The organism is Nocardia sp. NPDC006044 (assembly GCF_042871115.1).
Lineage (GTDB): Bacteria > Actinomycetota > Actinomycetes > Mycobacteriales > Mycobacteriaceae > Nocardia.
This window is the reverse complement of record NZ_JBIAID010000007.1, coordinates 125,862-139,391: the sequence shown is the minus strand read 5'-3', so window position 1 is coordinate 139,391 and position 13,530 is coordinate 125,862. Positions and strand designations below refer to the sequence as shown.

Below are 13,530 nucleotides of genomic sequence, written 5' to 3'. Positions count from 1 at the left end.
GCACGGTGAGCACGGTCGTACAACCTTGTGCGCGGTGTGGCGCGCGCTGGGCCGTGCAGTCGACCCCGATGCACTGGTGCCCGCGCTGCCGCGGCGTGTTGCTCTCGCCCGCGCCCATCGACGCGCCCCCCGAGCGGCGCAACTATCGCTGGGTGGCGCGCAAGCCCGACCAGCGCACTCGCCGCGCCCTGGTCGCCGGTCTCCCCGTGCGCCGCGAAACCCCGCGCTATACCCGGATCCCGCGCTGGGGCCTGCTCGATCCGCCGCCCCGCCCCGCCGCCGCGGCGCCGCGCCCGCTGACCAGGCTGACCGCGCGGGCGTCCACGTTGCTGATCGCCACTGCGTCGATGTTCGCCGTCGCGGCCGTCGCCGAATTGCTGCGTTATCTCCTGCTGCTGCGCAATCGGACGCGGCTCATCCATCCCGTGCTGCTGACCTGTTCGGACGTGTTCGTCGTCGCGGCCGCGCTGCTCGCGCTGGTGCTCGCGTTGCTGACCGCCGTGGCCGTGGTCGGCTGGTTGGTCGACGCGCGCAGGCTCGCCTTCCGGGAGGCCGGCCGCACCGACCCGCGTTCGGTCCGGACGCTGGTGCTGGGCTGCGTGATTCCGGTGGTCAACCTGTTGTGGCCCGGCGTCTTCCTGACCGAGATCGTCGCGCGCCGGTCCGATCCGCGCGCGCTGCGGGCGATCCGGATCTGGTGGGCCGCCTGGGTTTTCGGCGGCCTGGTCACGGCGGTCGCGCTGGCCTGGCGGACCGCGGACTCGTTGCAGGTCAAGGCGGACGGCGTGCTGTTCACCGCGTTCACCGACCTGGTCGCCGCGGCGGTCGCGCTGCTCACCCTGGCCATGATGCGGGCGGTCGAGGACCGAGATCCGCTGGGCCGCAGCCGGACCGCGCGCCGCTGGTTGATCGCCGTCGACCCGGCCGTGCCGGTGATCGAACCGGTGCAACCCGGCGGCGGGGCGGCTCGCGCGGCCGAGCAGCCGAAGGACGCAGTGGACCGTGAGCACGAGGAGGTTATGGCCAAGTGAGCCAGGTCAGTCGCGCACCGTTTGTGGTGGCGCACCGCGGTGCCTCGGCGGCACGCCCCGAACACACGCTCGCCGCCTACGAGCTGGCACTGGAGGAAGGCGCGGACGGGGTCGAGTGCGACGTCCGGCTGACCAGGGACGGACATCTGGTGTGCGTGCACGACCGCACCGTCGACCGGACCTCCTCCGGCACCGGCCTGGTCAGCGAGATGACCCTGGACGAACTGAAGGAACTCGACTTCGGTGCGGACGGCGAGGCGGCCGAGGTGCTCACCCTCAGCGAGCTGATCACGCTGGTGCTGGACTGGCGCAGCCGGCCCACCAAGCTGTTCATCGAGACCAAGCACCCGGTGCGCTACGGCGCGCTGGTGGAAAACAAGCTGCTCGCCGAGTTGCAGCGATTCGGCATTGCCACGCCCGCCTCCGCGGATCACTCACGCGCGGTGGTCATGTCGTTCGCGGCGACCGCGGTCTGGCGGATCCGGCGGGCCGCGCCACTGCTGCCGACCGTGCTGCTCGGTGAGTCGTCGCGCTACCTCGGCGGCAGCGCCGCGACCACAGTCGGCGCGACCGCCGTCGGCCCGTCGGTGAAGACGCTGCGCGATCATCCCGAATTGGTGGACAAGGCCGCCGCCGCGGGCCGCGCCACCTACTGCTGGACCGTGGACGACCCCGACGACGTACGCCTGTGCGCCGACCTCGGCGTCAGCTGGGTCGCCACCAATCACCCGGGGCGCACCAAGACCCTGCTCGAGGCCGCCTGAGCGCCGAAACACGCTCGCGCCGACCATCGCCAACCGGGCACGGCTGCTCGAGCCGAAACAGGCGGACAGCCCGAAAGGCACCTTGACAGAGTCGGTCTGACGACCAGCTCGCCTCCGGTCGTGGCGCGGGCGAACCAGCTTGTGCGCCTGCGCTGTTCGGCGTTCGCCCGGCAGCGGCGCGGTTACCCGCCGTCCCGGGCCGCGTCGGGTGCCGTGGCGCGCGGGGTGGCGCCGCGCACACCCTGTAGGTTGACCCCCCGTGGGTAAGAGCAAGCGGAATAGTCCTAAGCCCGGAGGGAACCGGGCACAGCGTCTCGCCGAGCGGAAGGTGGCGCTGGAACAGGCCGCGCAGACCGTCTCGCGTCCCTTCGAGGGGCTGGCCGCGGAGTGCGATCTGGTCGCGCTCTGCGAGTTCGTGCCGTCGGCGACCGCCGAGCTGAAGCTGGCGTCCGGCGTCGCGGCCGAGCGTTCGGTCGTGCTCGCCACCGTGCTGCCCGGCGCGGTGGCCGCGCTGGTGCGGGCCGGCGATCAGCCGAGCGGCTATGTCGGTGCGCAGGTGCAGTTCCAGGGCGCCGATCTGGGCGCCGACCTCGCCGCCGCGATCCTGTGGACGCAGTCCGCCGAGCCCGGCGACTCGCTGGCGTCGGTGGAGAGCGTGGCCGGCGGCCCGCGCCTGGCCGATGTCATCGATGCCGGCGCGGACCTGGACCTCACGGTGCACCAGGACTTCGACTGGTGGGTGCCCGAGGGCGTGCAGCCCGACCCGCAGGTCGCCGCGACCATCGAGCAGGCCAAGCAGGCGATCAAGCCGTCGGCGCGGATCGCGCTCGGACCGGACGCGACCGGCGCGGCCTGGTGGGTGGACGCCGGCGACAAGGCGCATATCCGCTGGGTGCGACCGGAGGACGAGGACGACCTGATGCGGGCGCTGGCGCGCCTGCACGCCGCGGGTGGCCTGCACCTGGGCGAGGGTTCCCGGTTCGCCGGTTCGTTCCGTACCCACGGTGTGCTCGTCCCGGTCTTCGACCTGGATCCGGAGCAGCATCCGGACGAATGGGTAAAGCCCGCACAGGAATTCGACGCGCGGCTGGCGGAGGCGCTGGCCTCGGACGCGCCGCTGACCGTGGCCGAACGGCGCTCGCGTGACGGCCTGCGTTCACGCCAGGTCACCCTGCGCTGAACCACCGCGCATCAATTTCCTAGCTACTCGGGAGTCAGTTTCTCGGCTAGTATCGGACGCTGGTAGAGGGTGGCCTCACCGACCTGATGAAGAAAGAGGAAACAAGTTTCATGACTGAACTTATCGCCGCACTCAAGACAATCCTCAGCACCATGAGTGCTCAGTAGGACGTCTTCTTGAACGGCAACAGGCCCAGCTCGCGAAGAGCTGGGCCTGTTTGCGTCGAACGATCAGATGGATCCGCCCGCCGCCGACGGTGCGCCGGAAGCATCGCTCGGACCACTCATTTCCCTGGCGATGAACTCTTCCAGATCGAACAGGTTCGACCCGGCGCGCTCGGCGATGGTGAGCAGGGTGGTCATGTTCGCGACCTCCTCGACCTGCTCCTTCAGGAACCACTGCATGAACTGCTCGCCCAGGTAGTCGCCCTCTTCGCGGGCGGTGCTGGCCAGCTGGATGATCTGGTCGGTGACCGTCTTCTCCTGGGCCAGGGCGAGCGCGATCGGCTCGTGCACATTCTCGAACTTGGACTTCGCCGCATCGATACCGGACAGGTCGACGCTGATATCCCGGTCGAGGAAGTACTGCACGATCATCATCGCGTGGTTGCGCTCTTCTACCGCCTGGGCATAGAAACGCTTGGCCAGCTGCGGCAGATCAGCATTGTCGAACCATACCGCGATTGCGATGTATTGATGCTCGGCGTTGAATTCATGCCTGATCTGATCATGGAGCAGGCCGTGGAATTTGCTGCGTGGGGACTCCGGATGGCTGGACATAGTAGGGGACATTAGCGCTGGTCAAGGCGTCTGTCATCCAAGTGCAACCTTATTGAGGCTAGTATTGCCTAATTAATTTTTCGCCGCCCCAGCCATTCTCGGGGTTGCGTTGTCTACTCGTTGTGCGGCCCGGAGTTCGCGCGCGATGAAGTTCTCCGCATCGAAAAGATCGCCCGTCGAACGGTCGATCACGGTCAGCAACGTATTCATCTTGGCGATGTCTTCGACCTGTTCCTTCAGGAACCACTGGATGAAACGTTCGCCGAGGTAGTCGCCCGATTCGCGGGCCGCGCGGGCCAGCCCGGTGATCTGCCCGCTCCGGGCCTGCTCCGTCTCCAGCAGGAAAGCTATTGCGGCACGGGGAGATTCGAAGCTGGACCGGATCTCGTTCAACCCGCCGACCCGGACCTCCACCTCACGGTCGAGCAGATACTGGACCATCCGTAATGCGTGTGCGCGCTGCTCCTCGGACTTGCCGTAACAATGTTTCGCCAACTGCGGCAACCGATTCGAGTCCAGGTACACGGCCGCCGCGAGGTACTGCTGGGCGGCCGTGAAACCGCGCTGGATCTGTGCGCTGAGCAGAGCGGGGAACGGCTGATCGAGCTCGGTGTCCGTCATGTGATCGACGCTACCTCGTCAGCAGGTCGTCCGGAATCGGTCGGTCCGAAGCGATCGCATCGAAGAACTGCCCGGCTTTGTTCTTGTCCCAGAGCAGCACATTGCCGCTGTCGGTGTCCTCGAATCCGCCGACCGGCACGGTGGTCGGAATGGTGTCCCCGCGCATCGCCCAGCCGAGCTGCGCCAGATTCCAGATGTGGTCGCCGTCGTCGACCTTCAGCGATTTCACCATGTCGGTCGCCAGCGGCCACAGCTTGAACGGATTCGCCAGCGTCGCGCCGCTGGTCGCCTTCTTCACCAGCGCCGCCATGAAAATCCGCTGATTGTTGATCCGGTCCAGGTCGGCGAGGGCGGTCGCGCGGCTGCGCACGAAGCCGAGGGCCTCCGGCCCGTTCAGCTTCTGGCAGCCCGCGGGCAGGTTGATCCCGGCCAGCGGGTCGTCGATGGCCTTCGGCAGGCAGACGTCGATGCCGCCGAGGGAGTCCACCACGCCGGCGAAACCGCTGAAGCCGATCTGCGCGTAGTGGTCGATGTGCACGCCGGTCGCGATCTCGACGGTCTGCACCAGCAGTTGCGGGCCGCCGATCGCGAAGGACGCGTTCAGCTTGTCCTTGCCGTTGCCCGGAATGCTGACGTACGAGTCACGCGGCAGGCTGACCACCGTGGTCTTGCCCGACTTCGGGATGTGCACGAGCATGATCGTGTCGGTGCGTTCCGGGCCGACCTCGCCGCCGGTGGCCAGCTCCTGTTCCTGTTCGGGGGTCAGGCCCGCGCGGCCGTCCGAACCGACGAGCAGCCAGTTGGTGCCCGGCGTATCGCCGACGCGGCCGGCGTAGTTCGCCAGCGCCGGGATTCGGGTCAGCGAGCCGTCGAGTTTCACCACCGCGCCGATCGCGGCGATGACCAGCACCAGCAGCAGCACCAGGAACCAGCGGAAGTAATGGCGCTTGCGTCGCGGACGTGGCGCGCGGGCCTGGCGTTCGCCGCGCGCGGGACCGGACGGCGGTGGTGGCGGCGGACTCGGCCGATGCGGACGCTGCGGTGGTCCCTCGCGATAGGGCACCGGCTGTTGCGTCGGCGCGTGGGTCTGCGGCCTCGGCGGCTTGTTCAGCGGCGGCGGTGGCCTGCGCGTCCCGACGTTCTCCGGAGGGACCTGCGAATACGCGAGCGGCGGCTGCGGGCCGCCGCGGCGCAGTACCTGGGTCGGCTCGATGTACGGCGACTGCGAGTCACCCGGCGGGCCTGCGCGGTGCGGTCCGGGACGCCGCGGCGGCGGGCCGGGCGGCGGCACGCGGCGCATCGGCGCGCGGTACCTGGGGTCGTCGCCATTCATCACTGAGACTCTACTTATCCGTCGTCGTTCGGGGAGGTCGTGCGACGGATGATCTCCGTCCGATTGCGGCGCTGACCTTGTGTGTGCCCTGCGTGGTCCGCGCCGGTCCCGGTGCCCGTCGGTTCGCGCACTCTCTATGAATTCGCCTGCGGTCCTTCGGTGTTATCGAGATGCGGGGAACAGTTGGGTCACGGGATGGGTCCGGCCGTCTGTGGGGACTATCGATGCAGTTCGCCGGGGGTGTCTGTGGATCGCTGTGTTTGTCGACACCATAGGAGATAGACCGCTGAGTGGACCGGTGGCGTCTGCTCAACGGGGAGGCCGGCGGTCTGCCGCCGTTCGGCGAGGCCTGACCGAACCTGCGCCGAGCACACCTGATGCGACCGCCCGTGCGGCCGGTGGGCGCGGCTCGGGGTGCGGCGCGTGCAGTGTGCGCGCGGCCGGGCAATAGATTCGAGTCCATGAGTAGTGAGTCCGGGACCGGCGAGTCCGAGGTGACGGAGCGGGAGCGACTCGGGATCAAGCTCGAGCTCGCGGTCGTGCTGGTGGTCACGTTCGGGTTGAGCGGGCTCAACGCGGCGTTGTCGCTGGTGGAAAGCGCGCTCGCGCCGGGCGGGGTGGGTGGGCGCACGGTTGCGCTGAATCCGTCGCGGTCGACCCAGTCGACGATCGATCTGCTGTTCCAGCTGCTGAGCGTGGCCCGGTTGGCCGGGTGGGCGGCGCTCGGCCTGTATCTGTTGTGGCGCAGCGGAATCGGTCCGCGGCTGATCGGGCTGGCGGCGCGGTTGCGCTGGCGTGCGGACGTCGTGCCCGGGCTGGTGCTCGCGGCGATCATCGGCGTGCCCGGTCTCGGCCTGTATCTGACCGCGCACGCGCTGGGGATGAGCGTGACGATCGTGCCCGCTTCGCTCGGCGACCACTGGTGGCGGCTGCCCGCGCTGATCCTGTCCGCCTGCGCGAACGCGCTGGCCGAGGAGATCATCGTTGTCGCCTACCTGATCACCCGCCTGCGCAAGCTCGGCTGGTCGGAGAACTCGTCGCTGCTCGCCTCGGCCCTGCTGCGCGGCAGCTACCACCTGTACCAGGGTCTCGGCGGCGGCCTCGGAAACCTGGTGATGGGCTTGATCTTCGGCCGCTACTGGCAGCGCACGAACAAGCTGTGGCCCCTGATCCTCGCCCACGCCACCATCGACACGGTCGCCTACATCGGATACACCGCGCTCCGGGGCCACGTTTCCTGGCTGCCCTGATAGGGCCCGAGGGACGGTCGGCCATAACCCGAAACTATGAATGGCCGACTCCGGCGCAGGTCGTGGATCGTCAGTTAGCGCGTCGATCCGCGAGTTGCCCAGTGCGGCTACTTCGCACATCGTCAGCCCGGTGCGGGCGTGCCAGAGCCTGCCCGAATCGCGGTCGGCAACTTGCCGTCAGATTCGGCGCAGTCCGTTGAGGAAGGGGCAGCCGGCGAGCGTGCGGACCGCGCGGCTGAGCGATTCGATGTCGTCGGCGGGGGAGCTGAACGGGAGGCGGAAGTCGTGGTCGCCGTCGCGGCCCTCGATGCGCAGGGTGAGGCCGTAGCGGTCGATGGCGAGCGGGTGCACGATGCCGTGTTGGAGCCGGGGCGGCAGGTGGCGCGCGAGTTGCGCGACGACGTCCGCGTGATCGGCGTCCATGTGCTGCAACCACGCGGATTCCAAGGTGCAGAACGGATCCGGCTGCGCGAGGCGGAGCTCGTCGATGCTCACCGATTCGGCGCCGGTCGAGTCGGCGACCACCGCGGAGTTGATCACCAACCGCAGCAGGGTCGCGGTGTGCCCGACGTCGAGCAGGCCCGGATCCGGGTTCTCCTTGGCGACCTCGCCGGCCAGCGCGCGCTGCGCCTGCGCGGGCACGGCCCGCACCCAGCCGCGTAGCCACACCAGCGCGCGCACGGGTTCGCGCAGCGGCAGCGGCGCGTGATCGGTCAGTTCCAGGACCGCGGGCGCCCCCGCGTCCGGCGAGTTGCCGGCCACGATCGCCGCCACCGAGGTGGTCGGCACCGCGATCACCGCGTCGCCGCATTCGCGCACGTGATGCACGGACACCGGCGTCGGGTCGATGCCGGGCATGGCCAGCACCGCCTGTTCCGCATGCACACACGCGCTGCGCACCCGCTCGGCGGTGGACGGTGTGACAGTCGGTGTCGGACGCATGCAAACCTCCGTGGTCGGGCGTTGTTCGCCTCGCTCGGGCGCTCAATTAGGTTACCCTAAGCTAAGTCACGAGCGGGGTATCCGCAAGCGTTAGCTCCACGCTGATTCCGAGAATTCGCCGCCCCGAACTCTGCAATAGCTGCCGGTTGTTACGGTGAATCGGTGGCGCACGGAGCGGAATCGACCGGAGAACCGGTACTCATTGCACTGACCACCCCGGCCCGGCGCAGCCTCGTCGAGGGCCTGGTCCGCGCCCCCCGACCGAACGATTCCCTCCCCGCCCTCGACGCCGACGCCCCCGACCCGGCGGTCGCCGACTTCCTGGCCACCATCGTCCACACCGACACCGGCTTCGTCGCCCGCACCTCCTCCGGCGAACGTGCCTTGGCGATCGTGGCCGCTACGGTCGCCGCCCTCTGTGGCGAAGACATCCCCACCGCCCTCACCACCCCGGACACGAACTTCCTCATCGCCCTGAAACCCCCTGCGGTAGAGGCGTTCCGAACCGTCCTCCTCGCCATCGAGACCGACGCCGTGGACGAAGTAACCCTCGCGCTGAAACCTCTCGCTTCCCGTTGACCCGCTTCGTCACCCGAATGAACCTCGGCCCCGAGGCTGCCCTTGGGTGCCGCCCGTTGCCGACCCGGCCTCGCCGGGCGGCATGTACCAGGGAGTGATGCGCCATCGGGCGAGCTGGCGGTGGCAGCCCCCAGCCGTCGATCGGAGTCGGCTCGACTGGAAACCATCACCTCGCGCGGAATACGACCCTCGATGCTGACGCGGCGGATGGTGCGCTGGGTCACCTCCGCCTCGGCGGGTGAACGCGCCCGACGGGCTCGGAGTCTCGGCACCGCGACGGGTGGTTCGGCAGCATCGGCCGGAGCCGGAACTCGGTTCGCTTGCCGCTCTCGGTCAGACCGGGACGCGGCGAGGTAACTCGGCGATGTCCGTGGCCAACCCGCCGGACGCCTACTCGGTCTCGTGGCAACCGGGGAAACACGTGGTAGGCCTGGGTGCGGAGATAATCGCGGGAGCGCCGGTCGCGGACGCAAGTAAGGTCGTAACCGTGCCGCGTATCGCGTACTTCGGGCCCTCCGGAACTTTCACCGAGATGGCCCTCGCCGACCTCGAATCATCGGGGGCCTTCGAAGGGGCCGTCGAGCGGATCGCCGCGCCCAGCCAAGGGGCCGCGCTGGACTTGATCCGATCCGGCGACGTGGCCGGCGCGGTGGTACCGATCGAGAGTTCGGTGGAGGGTTCGATCTCCGCGACGCTCGATTCGCTGGCCATCGGCCCGCGGCTGCAAATCGTGGCCGAGACCGAACTGGAAGTCACCTTCACGATCCTCGGCCACCCGGGCACCAGCCTTTCCGAGGTGCGCACGCTGGCCGCGTATCCGGTGGCCGCCGCGCAGGTGCGCGAGTGGGTGGCCCGGGAGTTGCCGCAGGCGCAGCCGTATGTGTCGGCGTCGAACGCCGCGGCGGCCGACGACGTGGTGGCGGGCAACGCCGACGCCGCCGTCTCCACCGCGCTGGCCGGCGCCCGCCGCGGGCTGGCCGTGCTGGCGTCCGGCGTGGCCGACCACGAGCAGGCGATCACCCGGTTCGTGCTTGTCACCCGTCCGTGCGTGGCGCCGCCCGCCACCGGCGCGGATCGAACCTCGATCGTGCTGGAACTGACCAACGAACCGGGTTCGCTGATGCGCGCGTTCGCCGAATTCGCCACTCGCGGTATCGATTTGACCAGGATCGAGTCCCGGCCGACCCGCACGGGCATGGGCACCTATCGCTTTTATCTGGACTGCGTCGGGCACATCGACGACACGGCGGTGGCCGAGGCGCTCAAGGCTTTGCATCGCACGGCGCGGATCCGGTTCCTCGGTTCCTGGCCTGCGACGTCAGCGACCGGCACGCCGCCGCCGTCGGACGAGACGGCCGCGGAATGGCTGACGCAGTTGAGAAAGGGGGTGGCGGATCTATGACCGAGAAGATCGCCGCGGGCAAGTTGGTTCTGGTGCGGCACGGCGAGACCGAGGGCAATGTCGCGAAACTCCTCGATACGAAGGTGCCCGGTCTGCCGCTCACCGAACGCGGTGCGGCACAGGCGAAGCTGTTCGGGGAGAACCTGGTGAACCCGCCGCGCGTCCTGTTCTGCAGCGCCGCGCTGCGCGCCCGCCAGACCGCGGGGTACATCGAGGCCGCGACCGGCGTGCCCGCCACCGTCCTGGACAACCTGCAGGAGGTGCAGGCCGGCGACCTGGAGGGCAAGCACAGCGAGGAGGCCCACCTCTACTTCCAGCGGATCTATCGCGCCTGGCACAACGGCGATCTGGACGAGCGGATCCCCGGCGGCGAATCCGGCCGTGACGTGCTGGCCCGCTTCCTGCCGGTCATCGAGGAGCTCCGCGAGACCTACCTGACCTCGGACTCGAACACCGGCGACGTCATCCTGGTAAACCACGGCGCGTCAATGCGTTTGGTCTCCCGCTACCTGACCGACGTGCTGCCGCCGTTCACCACGAACAATCACCTGGACAACACCGAGACCATCGAACTGGTCCCGCTCCCCGATGGCACCTGGGACTGCACCCGCTGGGGGCGCTTCACCCCGCCGTTCGGTTACGACGTCGCGCCCACCTCCGACGACCCGATGGGCTGACCGCTCAGCCGGGCAGTGCGCTGCCGATGCGTTCGGCGACCCGCCGCCGCAGCAGCGCGTACTCGTCGCCCCGGCGGCGTAGCGGGCCCGGGGGCCGATGCACGATCCGGCGATTGGTGACGGTTTCCCCGAGCCGGAATTGCTCGCGGGTCAGGTCGACCTCCGTGCCGTCGGGCAGTTGGTTCCACCAGTGATATCCGCGCCGTTCGCCGTCCAGATATACCTCGCCGAGCAGCAGTTCCCCGCCGAACACGTCGTGCAGGACCAGCGCGGTGATATCGCAATGCCCCCAGGCCGGATTGCCGAGATCCCATGCCGCCCTGGCCACATCGTCCGGCGAACAGGTGTCGGCAGCCCAGCTGTCACGCAGAGCCTGCTCGATCGCGGCAAACGTCAACGAAACCACGTAACCAGCGTGCCATTTCAGCGCAGGGCATTTCGACGTTTTGATGCAAGCAGATCGCGAGTCTTGTGGGCAGGAACGGCCGGGCTAGACCTGCTCGGGCTTGCGCGGGAACTCTTCTCGTTCCGGCAACCCATTGATCAAGTCCTGCAACGCCGTTCGCAGCCGGGCGGCCGTGCCCGAGCTGAGCGACGTCCACTTGACCTCGTCATCGGACTTGCTCGCGGTCGCGATGAACCGTCCGCCGCGAGTGTTGAACACCGCGATGTGGTTGTCGGTGACGTCGCGGGTGCCGTCGCCGTACACCACGCCGACGATCTCGGCGTGCGAGTGGATCTGCACCATCGCCGAGGCGAGGGCTTGCGCGTCGGCGGCGGGCGTGCCGACCTTGGCGAGCCGGTTGGCGGTCGCGGCCGCGTCGCCGGTGTCGTCGAAGATCGGGACCAGCTGCTCGGTCGGGGCCCGCATGCCGGTCAGGTCGAGCGGATCCGCGGGGCCGAGCGCGGCGATTATCGGGCCCGGGAGGTCGTCTTGGGCCTCGTCGATCACGTAGGACTGCGGCCCGCGCAGGGCGACGGTGACAATATCGTCGCCCTTCGCGAGACACATGCGACTCGCTCGACCCTCGACGAACAGCCGTAGCGCGACCACCCAGTGCGGTCGGTACAGCGCGCGCAGCCGGTCTTCGAGTTCCTGATGGACCAGGTCACCGATCAGCAGTTCGCGATCGGCGAGCGACTGGGCGGCCACGGCCATCGCAGCGTCGTGATCGGTGACGTTGTCGTATTGCCCGCGTGCGTCCAGCACGACGGGCACCTCGTCGATCTCCAGCTTCTCCAGGAGAAACTGCATCTCGTCGAGCGACAACACCACCGAGGCGAGCATCGACGGGCCGCGGCCCGCGCCGAGCACCGTCACTTAGCGGCCGGCTCGGCGCCGATCACTCCGTCGGCGGCGTAGCGGCCGTCGGCGAAGTGCTCCGCGCGCAGGTCGATCTGGTTCTTGTGCTCGGACTCGTCGTCCTCGTCGCGCACCTGGTTGCCGAGCAGCGGGCTGCCGGGCGTGGCGTTGCGCTGCACCGGCGCCGCGGTGGGCTGGCTGACCGATACGTTCTCGGCGACCGGAGCCGCGGTGGGTGCGCCACCGAGCGAGCTCGAGCCCCAGCCTTCGGGCAGCTTCAGCGAACCGTTGCCGACCGAGACCGAGGCGCCCGAGCCGAACGACGCGGACCGCGTGCCCGCGGACACCGCGGCCGAGGCCAGCCCCGCGCCACCGACCATGGCCGCCGGCGCCGCGCCGGTGACGCTGGGCACCGAGGCCGCGGAGGTGACGGCCGCGATCGCGTGCGAACCGATGGTGCCGACACCGGACACACCGGTGGTCGCCACCGAACCCGCGACGTTCGCCGCCTGCGTCGCCGCACTGATCACGGCGGGGTTGTTCACGAACGCGGCCGCCGTGGAGACCGCGGTCTGCACCGGATCGGCGTTGGTGGCCTGGAACGCTTGATCGGCCTGACCGGCCTGGTCCGCGGTGCCGGCGCCGTGCGCGATGGCCGGCGGGTTGACGAACTCACCCGGCGTCAGCACCATCGCGGTGGTCGCCGCCTCGTAGGTCTCCATGGTCAGCGCCGCCCGCAGGTCGAGCGCGGCCTTGGCGGCCTCGGCCGCCTCGGAGGTGCCGTTCAGCACGCCGCCGGTCGAGTGGGCGGCGACCCGCGCCGCGTCGACCGCCGCGATCTCCGGGATGCTGGGCATGGCGATCGAGGCCACGGTGTAGGCGATCGCGTTGCCCGCCGCCTTCGAGCCCATGGTGGCCGCCATGACGCCCTGCTGCTCGGCCCAGCCGATGAATCCGGTGAGCTTGGACAGCGCCGAGATGCCGTTGATGCCCTGCATGCCGACCCCGAGCTCGGCCATCACCCGGGCGACGGTCGCGGTGGCGTCGACCCAGGCGGCGGTCAGTCCGCCCCACGCGGTCGCCGCGGCCGAGATCGGCACGGCGTGTGCGCCCGCGTTGAGCGCGATCGAGTTTGCTTCTGCCATGCGGGGCAGCCAGAACACCCCGGTGATTCCTGCGGTCATGCTTTCTCCCCTTGCTTGTGCTTAGTTGCTGTGCCCGCAGGCGTTAAGCGATTGTTCCGCCGATGACGTTGACGACGCCCGCCCGGGCGACGTCCTCGCCGATGTGCGTGACGAGCTGGCTGCGCAGCGTCGCGGCGGCGTGGTGCAGTTCCAGGATCCCCTGCGCGACTGCCTGGTCATGCGTCATCGCACCCCGGTTGAGGTGGTTCGCGGCATGCAGCGACACCTCGTCGATCCCGGACGGGACGACATGCGTCGCGGGCGCGGTCAACGCGGCGGCGGCAGCCAGCCGCTCGGCGAGAAGATCCAGCTCGGCGGCAGCAGCGAGGACGACTTCGGGTTGTACTAGTACGTGGCCAACCATGACTCGACTCCTTCTAGTGGCGGCGATGGGGCGGAACCACGAGAATTCCCCCTTCGAGTGATAGGACGCGACAGCAAAGCGATCGGTTCCATCGAATCCCCTAAAGTTTCTTCCTGTCTCA

Annotated in this window: 15 protein-coding genes; 7 read left to right on the top strand and 8 right to left on the bottom strand. The window is 69.1% G+C overall.

The window, feature by feature from the left end; translation table 11 throughout:
* The first annotated feature begins 5 nt into the window (after positions 1 to 5).
* From ACFYO1_RS41545 to ACFYO1_RS41535, 3 genes are all read left to right on the top strand, one after another.
* A complete protein-coding gene (locus tag ACFYO1_RS41545; RefSeq protein ID WP_387244439.1) occupies positions 6 to 1,031 on the top strand; it encodes a DUF4328 domain-containing protein in 1,026 nt (341 codons plus the stop codon).
* Positions 1,028 to 1,795: a glycerophosphodiester phosphodiesterase gene (locus tag ACFYO1_RS41540; protein ID WP_387244436.1), complete on the top strand. Its 768-nt coding sequence runs from the start codon at positions 1,028 to 1,030 to the stop codon at positions 1,793 to 1,795. Before ACFYO1_RS41545 ends, ACFYO1_RS41540 begins: the two co-directional genes overlap by 4 nt.
* A 259-nt stretch (positions 1,796 to 2,054) precedes the next feature.
* Complete coding sequence (locus ACFYO1_RS41535) at positions 2,055 to 2,975, top strand: DUF5926 family protein (RefSeq protein ID WP_387244433.1); 921 nt, start codon at positions 2,055 to 2,057, stop codon at positions 2,973 to 2,975.
* Positions 2,976 to 3,205: 230 nt separating this feature from the next.
* Here the strand turns inward: ACFYO1_RS41535 and ACFYO1_RS41530 are convergent, their stop codons facing one another.
* From ACFYO1_RS41530 to ACFYO1_RS41520, 3 genes are all read right to left on the bottom strand, one after another.
* Positions 3,206 to 3,754: a ferritin gene (locus ACFYO1_RS41530; protein ID WP_378716983.1), complete on the bottom strand. Its 549-nt coding sequence runs from the start codon at positions 3,752 to 3,754 to the stop codon at positions 3,206 to 3,208.
* A 72-nt stretch (positions 3,755 to 3,826) separates the two neighbouring features.
* Positions 3,827 to 4,375, bottom strand: coding sequence for a ferritin (locus tag ACFYO1_RS41525; RefSeq protein WP_387244429.1), 549 nt, complete (start codon positions 4,373 to 4,375; stop codon positions 3,827 to 3,829).
* Between the two features lie 10 nt (positions 4,376 to 4,385).
* Positions 4,386 to 5,708: an LCP family protein gene (locus ACFYO1_RS41520; RefSeq protein WP_387244427.1), complete on the bottom strand. Its 1,323-nt coding sequence runs from the start codon at positions 5,706 to 5,708 to the stop codon at positions 4,386 to 4,388.
* Positions 5,709 to 6,169: 461 nt separating this feature from the next.
* On the opposite strand from ACFYO1_RS41520, the gene ACFYO1_RS41515 reads away from it, so the two are divergent.
* Complete coding sequence (locus tag ACFYO1_RS41515) at positions 6,170 to 6,958, top strand: CPBP family intramembrane glutamic endopeptidase (protein WP_387244424.1); 789 nt, start codon at positions 6,170 to 6,172, stop codon at positions 6,956 to 6,958.
* Positions 6,959 to 7,135: 177 nt separating this feature from the next.
* Here ACFYO1_RS41515 and ACFYO1_RS41510 read toward each other — a convergent pair whose 3' ends face one another.
* On the bottom strand, positions 7,136 to 7,900 hold the full coding sequence (locus ACFYO1_RS41510) for a DUF2470 domain-containing protein (protein WP_387244421.1): 765 nt from the start codon (positions 7,898 to 7,900) through the stop codon (positions 7,136 to 7,138).
* 162 nt (positions 7,901 to 8,062) lie between these two features.
* Here ACFYO1_RS41510 and ACFYO1_RS41505 point away from each other — a divergent pair, with 162 nt between their 5' ends.
* The 3 genes from ACFYO1_RS41505 to ACFYO1_RS41495 all read left to right on the top strand — a co-directional run bounded on the left by ACFYO1_RS41505 (position 8,063) and on the right by ACFYO1_RS41495 (position 10,558).
* On the top strand, positions 8,063 to 8,479 hold the full coding sequence (locus ACFYO1_RS41505) for a hypothetical protein (protein WP_387244418.1): 417 nt from the start codon (positions 8,063 to 8,065) through the stop codon (positions 8,477 to 8,479).
* 487 nt (positions 8,480 to 8,966) lie between these two features.
* Positions 8,967 to 9,881 (top strand): prephenate dehydratase, encoded by a 915-nt coding sequence (gene pheA, locus ACFYO1_RS41500; protein WP_387244416.1) that lies wholly within the window; start codon positions 8,967 to 8,969, stop codon positions 9,879 to 9,881.
* On the top strand, positions 9,878 to 10,558 hold the full coding sequence (locus tag ACFYO1_RS41495; protein WP_387244413.1) for a histidine phosphatase family protein: 681 nt from the start codon (positions 9,878 to 9,880) through the stop codon (positions 10,556 to 10,558). Before pheA ends, ACFYO1_RS41495 begins: the two co-directional genes overlap by 4 nt.
* Positions 10,559 to 10,562: 4 nt before the next feature.
* Here ACFYO1_RS41495 and ACFYO1_RS41490 read toward each other — a convergent pair whose 3' ends face one another.
* From ACFYO1_RS41490 to ACFYO1_RS41475, 4 genes are all read right to left on the bottom strand, one after another.
* Complete coding sequence (locus ACFYO1_RS41490) at positions 10,563 to 10,964, bottom strand: hypothetical protein (protein ID WP_387244410.1); 402 nt, start codon at positions 10,962 to 10,964, stop codon at positions 10,563 to 10,565.
* Positions 10,965 to 11,048: 84 nt separating this feature from the next.
* Positions 11,049 to 11,879 (bottom strand): ESX secretion-associated protein EspG, encoded by an 831-nt coding sequence (locus tag ACFYO1_RS41485; protein WP_387244407.1) that lies wholly within the window; start codon positions 11,877 to 11,879, stop codon positions 11,049 to 11,051.
* Entirely contained in the window at positions 11,876 to 13,045 is a 1,170-nt protein-coding gene (locus tag ACFYO1_RS41480; RefSeq protein ID WP_387244404.1) for a PPE domain-containing protein, read from the bottom strand. The genes ACFYO1_RS41485 and ACFYO1_RS41480 overlap by 4 nt, the downstream gene beginning before the upstream one ends.
* A 43-nt stretch (positions 13,046 to 13,088) precedes the next feature.
* Positions 13,089 to 13,409, bottom strand: a complete 321-nt coding sequence (locus tag ACFYO1_RS41475) for a PE domain-containing protein (protein ID WP_378716999.1) — start codon at positions 13,407 to 13,409, stop codon at positions 13,089 to 13,091.
* Positions 13,410 to 13,530: the final 121 nt, after the last annotated feature.

Excerpts from the sequence above, each read along its gene's own strand:
- ACFYO1_RS41530 (WP_378716983.1), bottom strand. The coding sequence starts at position 3,754 with ATGTCCAGCCATCCGGAGTCCCCACGCAGCAAATTCCACGGCCTGCTC.
- ACFYO1_RS41525 (WP_387244429.1), bottom strand. The coding sequence starts at position 4,375 with ATGACGGACACCGAGCTCGATCAGCCGTTCCCCGCTCTGCTCAGCGCA.
- ACFYO1_RS41520 (WP_387244427.1), bottom strand. The coding sequence starts at position 5,708 with ATGAATGGCGACGACCCCAGGTACCGCGCGCCGATGCGCCGCGTGCCG.
- ACFYO1_RS41515 (WP_387244424.1), top strand. The coding sequence starts at position 6,170 with ATGAGTAGTGAGTCCGGGACCGGCGAGTCCGAGGTGACGGAGCGGGAG.
- ACFYO1_RS41510 (WP_387244421.1), bottom strand. The coding sequence starts at position 7,900 with ATGCGTCCGACACCGACTGTCACACCGTCCACCGCCGAGCGGGTGCGC.
- ACFYO1_RS41495 (WP_387244413.1), top strand. The coding sequence starts at position 9,878 with ATGACCGAGAAGATCGCCGCGGGCAAGTTGGTTCTGGTGCGGCACGGC.
- ACFYO1_RS41480 (WP_387244404.1), bottom strand. The coding sequence starts at position 13,045 with ATGACCGCAGGAATCACCGGGGTGTTCTGGCTGCCCCGCATGGCAGAA.
- ACFYO1_RS41475 (WP_378716999.1), bottom strand. The coding sequence starts at position 13,409 with ATGGTTGGCCACGTACTAGTACAACCCGAAGTCGTCCTCGCTGCTGCC.